This window comes from uncultured Caulobacter sp., from assembly GCF_937900395.1.
Lineage (GTDB): Bacteria > Pseudomonadota > Alphaproteobacteria > Caulobacterales > Caulobacteraceae > Caulobacter.
The window spans coordinates 1-1884 of the sequence record NZ_CALCDX010000147.1; the positions used below are offsets into that span (position 1 = coordinate 1).

Sequence of the window (1884 nt, forward strand, 5' to 3'; positions counted from 1 at the left end):
CCGCCCTGCCGGCGGCCCCGGCGCCCTCCGGCGGGCGCCCAAGCCCGAACCACCATGCGCTCAGGCCCACAGCCAACAGCAGCACGCCCAGCCACAGCAGCCAGCGCCGCCAGCGCGATGAGGATCAGCAAGGCGAGGATGAAATAGCCGAATGCCTTCATGCGCCCGCAGTCCCGGCGGCGCGGCCCGGCAGCTCCGACATGATCCTTGCGCGCATCTCGGGCGGCATCGAGCCCCAGGCGGCGATCTCGCGCAAGCTGCGCCGGCACCCGGTGCAGAGCCCGCTCGCAGGGTCCAGGACGCAGACCTTGACGCAAGGCGTTTCGATGGGCTGCGCGGCGGCGGCCGAGAGTCGGTTTCCGTCGTCGGGCTCTAAGACAGTGAGCAAGCTCATCCCGCGGTTCTACGGCCCGGCCACGCTGGATGTGAGCAGCGTGCTGGACGGCGACACTAGCAGCCAGCAGGACTATGCCATCAACGTGGCGGTGCTGGCCGGCTTCGGCTTCTGGCACCGGCGTACCACGGTGCCCCGGCTGTCCTCCGACCCGACGCGCCTGCTGTTCCTGCGCGTGGCGGCCGTCGAGGTCCTGGTGATGGCGGCGACCGTGGGGGTCGCGGCCTCGGCCGGCTTCTTGGCCGGTGCTTGGGCCGCGGGCGCCGCCGCCTTCTTGGCCGGAGCGGCCTGGGGCGCGGGGGCCAGCAGCGAGGGCTGCGCCGCGGCCGGCGCCGGGGTGTTCAGTTGCGGCGTCGGCGCCTGGATCGGCGCGGGCGCGGCGGTCGACGGCGCGACGTCGGCCGGAGCCGGAGCGGCCGGTACGGCGTTCAGAGCCTTGGAATCGAGGTTCTGGATGTCCAGGCGATCCACGACCGAACCGCCGCTGTTCAGGCGCCCCGTCAGGATCGTCAGCGCCAGGCTGATCAGCAGGAAGATCGAGAACAGGATCCAGGTGATGCGCGTCAGCAGATCGCCGGCGCCGCGAGCGGTCATGAAGCTGGACGAACCGCCGCCCATGCCCAGCGCGCCGCCTTCGGAGCGTTGCAGCAGGACCACCCCGATCAGGCCGAGGCAGACGACGATGTTGATGGCCAGCAGGACGCCGATGAGCATGACGAATGTGTTCTCGATCCGGGCGCGGTCAAAAGGTCGCGCGAAAAACGAAGCGGCCCCTCTACCACTAGAGACGCCTCCGCGCCATAGCTGGGAAGCGCGCGCCGCGACGCAAGTCCCAAAGTCCCGTTTCCATAAGCCTTCCAGCCCCCGATATTGGACCGCATGATTCTCGAGACCGCCCGCCTGACCCTGTCGCCGCTGACGGTCGAAGACGCCCCGCGGGTCTATCCGTTCTTGAGCGACGCCGAGGTGATGTCCAACCTCGACCAGGAGCCGATCGAGGATCCCGACGAGGTCGCGCGGCGCGTCGCCTATCAGGTCGAGCAGATGGCCGCCGGCGAGGCCGCCTACTGGGCGATCCGGCATACCAACAGCGGCCTGTTCCTCGGCTATTGCGAGTTAATCGACTTCGATCGGCGCCACGGCCGGGCCGAGATCCGCTTCGTGATCGCCCGCGACAACTGGGGCCGAGGCTTCGGCTACGAGGCGGTCACCGCCCTGCTCGCCCACGTCGCCAGCGACGGCCTCAAGAGCCTGGTCGCCAGCGTCCACATCGGCGACCACGGCGAGAAGCTGCTGGAGAAGCTGGGCTTCAAGCCCGAGGGCTATCTGAAGGGCTCGGTGCATCGAGATGGCGAACGCCGCGATCGACGGCTGTATGGGTTGATGCTGTAGGACACGGCGTCTCGGCTTCACGCGATCGCTCGCTGAAGGCTCATGGGGAGGCGACGGAGCGGCCGGGCGAACCCGGAGACCGTAGGGTTTGATTTGCG

At 69.3% G+C, this 1884-nt stretch carries 2 protein-coding genes and 1 pseudogene; 1 reads left to right on the forward strand and 2 read right to left on the reverse strand.

What is annotated here, in order from left to right; translation table 11 throughout:
* Positions 1 to 157 precede the first annotated feature (157 nt).
* Together Q0379_RS11950 and secG are read right to left on the reverse strand one after the other, a co-directional pair.
* Positions 158 to 394 carry a DUF1289 domain-containing protein gene (locus Q0379_RS11950; protein ID WP_299008789.1) on the reverse strand — a complete coding sequence of 79 codons (237 nt, stop codon included), beginning with the start codon at positions 392 to 394 and terminating at the stop codon, positions 158 to 160.
* A gap of 249 nt (positions 395 to 643) precedes the next feature.
* Positions 644 to 1108: pseudogene (gene secG / locus Q0379_RS11955) on the reverse strand (preprotein translocase subunit SecG); the annotation flags it as partial.
* A 165-nt stretch (positions 1109 to 1273) separates the two neighbouring features.
* Between secG and Q0379_RS11960 the strand changes: the two are divergent.
* Positions 1274 to 1786, forward strand: coding sequence for a GNAT family N-acetyltransferase (locus Q0379_RS11960; RefSeq protein WP_299008792.1), 513 nt, complete (start codon positions 1274 to 1276; stop codon positions 1784 to 1786).
* Positions 1787 to 1884: the final 98 nt, after the last annotated feature.